This window comes from uncultured Cloacibacillus sp. (assembly GCF_963926575.1).
In the GTDB taxonomy this organism is placed as follows: Bacteria; Synergistota; Synergistia; order Synergistales; family Synergistaceae; genus Caccocola; species Caccocola faecigallinarum.
The window spans coordinates 313,605-321,943 of record NZ_CAWUXW010000005.1; the positions used below are offsets into that span (position 1 = coordinate 313,605).

Annotated in this window: 10 protein-coding genes; 6 read left to right on the forward strand and 4 right to left on the reverse strand. The window is 59.7% G+C overall.

The features are described from left to right. Positions 1-353: 353 nt before the first annotated feature. Together ABGT66_RS12760 and ABGT66_RS12765 are read left to right on the forward strand one after the other, a co-directional pair. Positions 354-2,633 carry an excinuclease ABC subunit UvrA gene (locus ABGT66_RS12760; RefSeq protein ID WP_346691122.1) on the forward strand — a complete coding sequence of 760 codons (2,280 nt, stop codon included), beginning with the start codon at positions 354-356 and terminating at the stop codon, positions 2,631-2,633. Then, positions 2,630-3,613: an exonuclease domain-containing protein gene (locus tag ABGT66_RS12765; RefSeq protein ID WP_346691124.1), complete on the forward strand. Its 984-nt coding sequence runs from the start codon at positions 2,630-2,632 to the stop codon at positions 3,611-3,613. The genes ABGT66_RS12760 and ABGT66_RS12765 overlap by 4 nt, the downstream gene beginning before the upstream one ends. On the opposite strand, the gene ABGT66_RS12770 is transcribed toward ABGT66_RS12765, so the two are convergent. The 3 genes from ABGT66_RS12770 to ABGT66_RS12780 form a co-directional block, all read right to left on the reverse strand. Continuing rightward, the gene (locus tag ABGT66_RS12770; RefSeq protein WP_346691126.1) at positions 3,606-3,773 is read right to left on the reverse strand and encodes a hypothetical protein; all 168 of its coding nucleotides are present in this window, start codon (positions 3,771-3,773) and stop codon (positions 3,606-3,608) included. The genes ABGT66_RS12765 and ABGT66_RS12770 overlap by 8 nt on opposite strands. Before the next feature lie 529 nt (positions 3,774-4,302). After that, positions 4,303-4,644, reverse strand: a complete 342-nt coding sequence (locus ABGT66_RS12775; RefSeq protein ID WP_346691128.1) for a hypothetical protein — start codon at positions 4,642-4,644, stop codon at positions 4,303-4,305. Continuing rightward, positions 4,592-4,903 carry an AAA family ATPase gene (locus ABGT66_RS12780; RefSeq protein ID WP_346691129.1) on the reverse strand — a complete coding sequence of 104 codons (312 nt, stop codon included), beginning with the start codon at positions 4,901-4,903 and terminating at the stop codon, positions 4,592-4,594. Before ABGT66_RS12780 ends, ABGT66_RS12775 begins: the two co-directional genes overlap by 53 nt. 166 nt (positions 4,904-5,069) lie before the next feature. On the opposite strand from ABGT66_RS12780, the gene ABGT66_RS12785 reads away from it, so the two are divergent. Then, a complete protein-coding gene (locus tag ABGT66_RS12785) occupies positions 5,070-5,486 on the forward strand; it encodes a deaminase (protein WP_346691131.1) in 417 nt (138 codons plus the stop codon). Here the strand turns inward: ABGT66_RS12785 and ABGT66_RS12790 are convergent. Then, positions 5,440-5,967, reverse strand: coding sequence for a hypothetical protein (locus tag ABGT66_RS12790; protein WP_346691132.1), 528 nt, complete (start codon positions 5,965-5,967; stop codon positions 5,440-5,442). The genes ABGT66_RS12785 and ABGT66_RS12790 overlap by 47 nt on opposite strands. Positions 5,968-6,014: 47 nt before the next feature. Between ABGT66_RS12790 and ABGT66_RS12795 the strand changes: the two genes are divergently transcribed. From ABGT66_RS12795 to ABGT66_RS12805, 3 genes are all read left to right on the forward strand, one after another. Then, positions 6,015-7,760, forward strand: coding sequence for a SufD family Fe-S cluster assembly protein (locus ABGT66_RS12795; RefSeq protein WP_346691134.1), 1,746 nt, complete (start codon positions 6,015-6,017; stop codon positions 7,758-7,760). Further along, a complete protein-coding gene (locus tag ABGT66_RS12800; protein ID WP_346691136.1) occupies positions 7,681-7,872 on the forward strand; it encodes a SufD family Fe-S cluster assembly protein in 192 nt (63 codons plus the stop codon). Before ABGT66_RS12795 ends, ABGT66_RS12800 begins: the two co-directional genes overlap by 80 nt. A 217-nt stretch (positions 7,873-8,089) precedes the next feature. Then, complete coding sequence (locus ABGT66_RS12805) at positions 8,090-8,287, forward strand: metal-sensing transcriptional repressor (RefSeq protein ID WP_346691138.1); 198 nt, start codon at positions 8,090-8,092, stop codon at positions 8,285-8,287. Positions 8,288-8,339: the final 52 nt, after the last annotated feature.

Genomic DNA, 8,339 nt, shown 5'->3' on the forward strand with positions numbered 1-8,339 from the left:
ATTTTTACCTATACGAAATAAAAATCGCTTGTACATTATCGTGAAGCGGATTTTTTAGGGCTTTATGTCAGCAAAAAAAATTTTATAACTTTGTTATTCGTCACAATGACATTCACAAGCGTATATATATTTCCAATCCTTCGCTTATTATCACGAATGAGCCGAATAATGACGCCCCGCTAAAAGGCCGGTATAAAAATATAACGCTATTTATTTCAATTTTGTTTTGAATTTTTATTCACTGTTTATTCCAGCGTCGCGCGCCGCGGCGCACGCAGCCTCGCAGGCGCGAAGCCCCTCGCGCGGGTGATATAATAATCCGGTAAACGACAGGACGGGGAGCGGAGCAGGAAATGCCGCGCGAATTTCGCGATTATATAGAAATCACCAACGCTTACGAAAACAATCTGAAAAACATATCGGTGCGGATACCGAAGAAGGCCGTTACGGTCTTCACCGGAGTCTCGGGCTCGGGCAAGTCGTCGCTCTGCCTCGACACGATTGCCGCCGAGTCGCGGCGCGAGCTGAACGAGACATTCCCGAGCTTCGTGCAGCAGTTTCTGCCGAAGTACGGGCGGCCCGAGGTCGAGCGCATCGCGAACCTTCCCGTCACGATAGTCATAGACCAGAAGAAGCCCGCCGCGAACACGCGCTCGACGGTCGGCACCTACACGGACATCTACTCGATTCTGCGCCTGCTCTTCTCGCGCGTCGGGCGGCCCTTCATCGGCTACTCCGACACATTCTCCTTCAACCACCCCGCCGGAAAATGCCCGAGATGCGACGGCCTCGGCGAGGTGACGGAGCTCGACATCCACAAGCTTGTGGACTTCGACAAGAGCCTCAACGACGAGGACACGATACATTTCCCGACCTTCGGACGCGGCCTCTGGCGCTGGAAGCGCTACGCCTACAGCGGACTTTTCGACCTCGACAAGAAAATCAAAGACTACAGCCCCGAGGAGCTGGAGCTCTTCCTCCACTCGCCGCAGATACGGCTCAAGAACCCGCCGTCGAACTGGCCCAAGAGCGCGAAGTTCGAGGGGATTTTCCCGCGCATGTACCGCAGCATCATAAACACGAAGGAGGGGGCGCGCTTCAAGCACATCCTCGACAATATGGTGACGACCTTCACCTGTCCCGACTGCGGCGGCTCGCGCGTCAACGAGCGTGTGCGCAGCTGCCTGATTAACGGCAGGAACATCGCGGACGTTACGGCGATGCCGGTGCCAGAGGCGCTCGAGTTCGTAAATTCGATAACGGACCCGATGGCGGCGGACATCAAGCGCGAGCTGGGCCGCAGGCTCGGCGCGCTCGTGCAGATCGGCCTCGGCTACCTCTCGCTCTCGCGCGGCACCGGGACGCTCTCGGGCGGCGAGGCGCAGCGCATCAAGATAGCGAAGTACATCAACTCGGCGCTCACCGACATGGCCTACGTCCTCGACGAACCGAGCGTCGGCCTCCACGCTAAGGACATCGACCTGCTCAAGAAATCCCTGCGCGCGCTGCGCGACCACGGCAACACCGTGCTCATCGTCGAGCACCACCGCGAGGTCGTCAAGCTCGCGGACCACGTCGTGGACATGGGGCCCGGGGCGGGAAGCAGGGGCGGCGAGGTGGTCTTCGAGGGCAGCTACGACGAGCTGCTGAAGTCCGGCACAGTTACGGGACGGATGCTCCGGATGAAGAGCCCGTTCAAAATAACGCTCCGCGAGCCGAAGGGCTGGTTCCGCGTAGGGCCGACGAGCCTGCACAACCTCAAGGACGTTTCCGTCGATTTGCCGCTCGGCGTAATGACGGTGATCGCTGGCGTCGCGGGCTCGGGCAAGAGCTCGCTGATGGAATCCTTCCAGAATCAGATAAAAGAAGAGGTAATCTTCATAGGACAGAAAAACATAGGCATCAACCTGCGCTCCACGCCCGCGACCTACCTCGGCGTCGCCGACGACATACGCGCGATATTCGCCGCGGAAAACAAGGTCTCCTCCGCGTGGTTCAGCTTCAACTCAAAGGGCGCCTGCCCCGCCTGCGGAGGCTCGGGCGTCATAGTTTCGGGCATGGCCTTCATGGACTCGATAGAGACCGTCTGCGACCTCTGCGGCGGAAAACGCTACTCGAAGGAGGCGCTCGCCTACACCTACAAGGGAAAGAACATCGCCGAGGTTATGGACATGACCGTCGACGAGGCCGCGGAATTCTTCGCGGGCCGCCCGCTCTGTGAAAAGCTCACCTCGCTGCGCCGCACGGGCCTCGGCTACCTGCATCTGAACCAGTCGATGACGACGCTCTCGGGCGGCGAGCTCCAGCGCGTCAAGCTCGCCTCGCACCTGAACGAGCGCGGCTCCATCTTCATCCTCGACGAGCCGACCGACGGCCTGCACCTCGACGACATAAAGACGCTCATGAAGCTCTTCAACAAGCTGACCGACGCGGGCAACACGCTGTTCCTCGTCGAACACAGCGTAGACGTAATGAAAGAGGCCGACTACATCGTGGAGCTCGGCCCGGGCGGCGGAAACTCCGGCGGTGAGATAATATTCGCGGGACTGCCGCGCGACATGCTCTCCTGCGAAAAATCCGTGACGCGCCCTTACCTTGCGGAGAGCCTGCCAGGTTCGGAGGCGCGCGCATGATTATCAAGACCGCCGACAATCTGCCGAAAAGCGACGAATTCACCTTCACGGCGATAGATTTCGAACGCGCGAACAACTGCCAGAGCTCGATATGCCAGATAGGGCTCTGCGTAGTCGAGCGCGGGCGCGTCGTAAAATGCGCCGAATACCTCGTGAAGCCGCCGAAGCGCATCTGCTTCTTCCAGCAGAAGCCCGTCGAAATACACGGCATAACCTACGAGGACGTGGCCGACGCGCCCTCCTTCGCCGAGGTCTGGCGCGAGATACTGCCCGACATCGAGGGCCGTCCGCTCGCGGCGCACAGCTTCCGCGACGACGCGAAGACGCTCGAAGCGGCGCTGCGCTCGTTCCGCCTCAAATACGACTACAAGGCCGCGGGCTACATCTGCACGCTCGAGCTCGCGCTGCGCGCCGGTATCCACGGCGAAAACAACAAATACAGCCTCGAATCTCTCTGCGAACGCTACTCCGTGCCGCTGCGCGCGCACCACGCCGGCTCCGACGCCGAGGGCTGCGCGCGGCTCGCGCTCAAGATAGCGGGCGAGCTCGGCATAGACTCGTTCCGCAAGCTCGCCGAGCTCTCGCAGCCGCCGGAGGTCCCCGAGCCCGACCTTCCCGACACACTCTCCTGCGCGGATTTGGAGGAGCTCGAAAAAATACATCAGCCGCCTCAAAAGCAAGAAAAACATCCGCCTCGCCGACTGCCCCAAGGCGCGCGAGCTGGGCCGCGCGAAGCGCCTCCTGCACCACAACCCGGAGGCGCAGCTCGCGAAGGAGACGGCGATGAGCGCGAACGCCCTCAACAACTGGCTGATGCGCGCCGAAAACGAGACGCCCGCCCCGCGCCGCCCGAGAAGACGCGGCGGCAGAAGGCGCACAAAACGCGCCGCGCCCCCGCAGCTGAGCTGAAACGCTCCGTTGAATACTTTCGCCGCAATGGGCGGAAGAATTCAATGAGACTGCGCGGCCGCTTCAGATAAGGTTTTTATCCAGAAGGAAATCCATAACGTTGATGTTCAGCACGCCGCTTTCGTCGTACCATCGTCCCGCGGTGTCCCTGCGCACGATTATCTTCGGGAAGGAATCCCCGGTGAGCGCGAACGGGCGGGCCTCGGCCGCGGCCTTTTCCGGCGTCTCCATCGCGTAGGCCGACTGGATATAGACGCGCCCGCCCGCCAGAGTTGACGACGAAATCTATCTCGCGCGGCGAACGGACGGAGCTTCCCTTGTCGTTCACCGTGCGCGCGAACACCACGCCCACGTCCACCGACAGGCCGCGCGAGACGAGCTCGTTGTAGATTATATTCTCCATGATATGCGTCATCTCCTGCTGGCGAAAGCCGAGACGCGCGTTCCGCAGCCCCACGTCCTCGCAGTAATATTTGCTCGGATAATCGAAATACGACTTTCCTTTTACGTCGTATCGCTTGCTCTCGGAGAAAAGAAACGCGTCCTCCAGATGCGATATGTACGCCCCTTACCGTGTTCGGAGAAACGCTGACGCGCGAGCGCGATTTCAGCGAGTCGGTAATCTTGGCGGGATTCGTCAGCGAGCCGACCGAGGAACAGAGAAGGTCGAGAATCATGCCGAGCGCGTCCTCGCGCTCGATTTTTTTACGCTCCACGATGTCTTTCAGATAGACCTCAGAAAAAAGCGACTTCAGATAATTCATCTTCGCAGCCTCGTTCGGGCGCGAAAGCACGAACGGCATGCCGCCCGTAAAACGCGTACCGCTCGAAGGCCTCGTCCCTGCCGCAGCCGGAGGCGGGCAGAAATTCCGAAAAACTGAGCGGGTGGACGCGGATCTCGTCGCTGCGGCCCGCGGAACTCCGTCAGAATGTCCGACGAAAGCATCTTCGAATTGCTGCCCGTCACGTAAACGTCGAGATTCGGCAGACTGCGCAGGTCGTTCAGCGCGTCGTAGAAGGTTATCTTCTTTCCGGCGGGATTGTACGGATTAGCCGTCTCGTCGGACATCTGTATCTCGTCGACGAAAAAGATAATATTCATCCTTTTTCCCCTCCGCTATGCCGCGGACGTAGGCCGAGAGCTCGAGCGGATTGCGGAAACGTATGTCGCGCGTCAGGTCGAGCTCGACTGAAATTATCTGCTCCTCGCGCACGCCATTGGCGAGCAGATAATTTCTGAAAAGCCGCCGCAGAAGGTAAGATTTTCCGCAGCGCCTTATGCCGGTTATGACCTTCACCTGCCCGTCCCATCGGTATGACAGGAGCTGTTCGAGATAGCCGTTGCGCAGAATCTCCTCCATGACGCGCCTCCGTAATGAATACTTACGCCTAAACAGGCTATAATGTTCAATATAATGATAGCACACAGCCGCTGAATTTTTCAGCCGCTATGGGCAAAAGAATTCATTGAAACATCGCCGCAGCAGGCGAAGCAAGCCGACAAACTAAAAACCGGGAGTGATAAAAATGACCGAAGCCGAAAAGATAGAGAGAATCCTGCGCGCGATACGCGGCGCGCTGCTGCCGCTGACGGAGCGCATGGTCGAGCGCGGCAACCACGTATTCGGCGGCCTCGTGCTGCGCGCGGAGGACTGCTCCGTCGTCGCGGCGGGCAGCAACGACCGCGTCGAGAACCCGATTTACCACGGCGAGATAGACACGCTGCGCCGTTTCTTCGCGCTGGCGGAGCGTCCCGCGCCTCGTGACTGCATCTTCGTCGCGAGCCACGCGCCATGCCCTATGTGCGCATCCGCGATAGCATGGGCGGGCTTCCGCGAAGTCTGGATGCTATACGGCTACGAAGCCGTCAAAGAGGGCTTCGACATGCCCGTCGACCTCACGATGTACCGCGAAATCTTCGGCGCGGACGGCCCCGCGCGCTGAGAACGCCTTCTACACGCTGCGCTGCCTTCGCGACGAAGCCGCGAAATATCCCGGCCGCCCCGCGCTCGCCTCGCTGCTCGCCGAAATAGACGCCGCCTACGCCGCGATGCGGGTGAAGGATTTCGAGTATCCGGGGATGCAGCGCGGCGGCGCGCGCTGAAAACCCGCGCCGCGCCAGGCTTTGCGCCGGCCTTACACATTTTTCCGGCAAAACAAGCCTATGTTTTACACATTTTTCCGGCAAAATCGCGGCGGTTTTTACACGTTTTTCCGGCTTTTCGGCGCGGGGCTTTACACATTTTTCCGAACGGCGGCTTTGGGCGCGCTGCAATCTTCCGCAAAACGATATTAAGTTATATACTTCAATGCGTGGGTGTGGGAATTTTCTCACGAATCTCTCTTGGATAAGAGGTTGAAGATAGATAATGGCGGAAGAAAAATTGCTTGAAATAAAAGACCTGCACGTGACCGTAGACGGCACGGAGGTCCTGAAAGGCGTTTCGCTCTCGGTCGGCGAGGGCGAGATCCATGCGCTGTTCGGGCCCAACGGCTCGGGGCAAGACGACGCTGCTGAACACAGTGATAGGCTTCGCGCGCTACCATGTGACGCAGGGCTCGATCTGCTTCAAGGGGCAGGACATAACGCACGCGACGATAGACGAGCGCGCGCGCCTCGGCGTCGGCATATCGTTCCAGAGGCCGCCGACGATACGCGGCGTCACGCTGCGCTCGCTTATTTCGTTCAGCCGCCCGTCGCTGACCGACGAGGAGATCGAGCGCACGGCTGAGAAGCTCGACGCGCGCGAGTTCCTCGACCGCGAGATAAACGCGGGGCTCTCCGGCGGAGAGATGAAGCGCACGGAGATGCTTCAGATAATCCTGCAGTCGCCCGACTTCGTCTGCCTCGACGAGCCGGAGTCCGGCGTAGACCTCGAAAACATGGCGCTCATCGGCAAGGCCGCGCGCATCGCGCTGGGGCGCGACAGTTTCGACGGAGCGGGCTGCCGCTCGATAAAGAGCCGCCGCGCCGACTACAAAGCAGGGCTCGTCATAACGCACACCCGGGCAGATAATGGACCATATTTTCGTCGACAAAGGCCACGTGCTGATGAACGGCGAAATCGTATGCTCGGGCAACGCCGCCGAGCTGCTCGGCGAGATCCGCAGCCACGGCTACACGGAGTGCTTCCGCTGCGCCGGATGCGCAGGGAGGAGAGCGTAATGAAAGAATATAAAGTTGAAGAACATCTCGACCAATTCCGCAGCGACGCGCCGGAGCACAGAGAGGTCAAAAATCTCGCAGAGCTCCCCGCCGAAGACCGCGAGCGCATGCTGCGCGCTGGAATAGACGAAAAAGAGAAATCGGCTGGGACCATAGTCCACACCGACCACGATACGGTCTTCTGCAACGCGAACCTAAAGGGCGTACAGGTCATGCCAGTCTCCTACGCGCAGTTCAAGTACGGCCTCGAGGATTACAGCTGGAAGCTCATCGAAAAAGACAAAGACGCCTTCACAGAGCGCGCCGCCAGCCGCAAAGAGGGCGGCTACTTCATACGCGCAGAAAAAGGCGCGAAAGCGGAATTCCCTGTGCAGGCCTGCATGTACATCGAGACGGACGCGCTCGCGCAGGACGTTCACAACATCATCATCGCGGAAGAAGGCTCGGAGCTCAGCGTAATTTCCGGCTGCGCATCCGGGCCGCACGTCCGCTCCGGCCTCCACGTCGGCGTCTCCGAAATCTACATCAAAAAAGGCGCGACGCTGACCTTCACGATGGTGCACGACTGGGCCGAAGAGATGGCCGTCCGCCCGCGCACCGTCGTCGTCGTCGAAGAAGGCGGCAAATACATATCGAACTACATCTGCCTTAAGCCGGCGAAAGACCTGCAAATGTACCCGACCGTCTATCTGAACGGCGACCGCTCCGTCGCGACATTCAACACCGTCCTCATGGCGGGCGAAGGCTCGAAGATGGACACTGGATCGCGCGTATACCTGCGCGGGCGCGGCAGCCGCGCCGAGATAGTATCTCGCACAGTCTCCACGGGCGGCGAAATATACGCGCGCGGACACCTCATCGGCGAAGCGGAGGGCGTCAAGGCGCATCTTGAATGCAACGGCCTGCTGCTCTCCGACAAAGGCAAAATCCACGCCATACCGGAGCTCGAGGCGCGCCACCAAAGATCTCGAAATGTCGCACGAAGCCGCGGTCGGCAAGATAAACCAGGAGGAGACGGAATACCTTATGGCGCGCGGCCTCAGCGAGACTGAGGCGCAGTCGCTCATCATCAAAGGCTTCCTCTCGCTCGACATCCTAGGCCTGCCGGAGTCGCTGCGCAAAGACGTAGACAAGATGGTGGAGGAATCCGCGGGCGCGATGTAGCGCTGCCGCGGAAATTTTCAGCATAACGCAAAACTTAATCCCCTTCGCTCGCGGAGGGGATTTTTCTGCACGCTGCACGCGCGCCGTTGCGGCTGCGGCGGCGCGCGTGCTACCATAAAGGCGGAACGGAGTGAGGACGAATGAGACAATGTATGGACGCGGAGAACCTTCACAGAAGGCTCAATAAATCATCGGGCAGGTAAAGGCCATCGACAGGATGGTGGACGAGGATATCCCGTGCGAGGACGTGCTCGCGCAGATAAACGCCGCGAAGTCCGCGCTCCACAGGGTCGGGCAGATAGTCCTCGAAGGGCACATCAACCACTGCGTGCGCGACGGAATTGAACACGGCGACGCTGACAAGACGATAAAAAGCTTCACGAAGGCGGTCGAACGCTTCGCGAACATGAGGTAGAACGAAAAAAAGCGGCTTCGCGCGCGCGGGGCCGCACTCTGAGATAGCGCGT